General features: G+C 47.7%; 1 protein-coding gene. It reads left to right on the top strand.

Going from position 1 to position 325, the window contains the following annotated elements; all coding sequences use genetic code 11:
• Positions 1-300, top strand: a 300-nt coding sequence (locus KH400_RS23545; RefSeq protein WP_498067648.1) for an ATP-binding cassette domain-containing protein, incomplete at its 5' end; no start/stop codon positions are given.
• Positions 301-325 lie beyond the last annotated feature (25 nt).

Below are 325 nucleotides of genomic sequence, written 5' to 3'. Positions count from 1 at the left end.
CAACAACGTGTCGCCATTGCGCGTGCCATGATGCAATCACCAACGGTCGTCTTGGCCGATGAACCAATCGCCTCACTTGATCCAAAGACGACCAAGATGGTTATGGATGACTTGAAGCGTTTGAACACGGAAATGGGCATGACGGTTGTGGTTAACTTGCACAGTGTGCCACTTGCCATGGAATACGCAACGCGCATCATTGGGTTGCGTGCTGGTCAACTTGTTTATGACAAGCCAATCGCAGAAGTTAACAAGGATGACTTTGACGGTATTTACGCTGAAGCAACAGATGGAGAATAGACGATGAATGTAAGTTTACCTGAAC

The organism is Desertibacillus haloalkaliphilus (genome assembly GCF_019039105.1).
GTDB classification, from domain to species: Bacteria; Bacillota; Bacilli; order Bacillales; family KJ1-10-99; genus Desertibacillus; species Desertibacillus haloalkaliphilus.
Note: the sequence above shows the minus strand (reverse complement) of the source record. Positions and strands in the feature narration are given on the sequence as shown.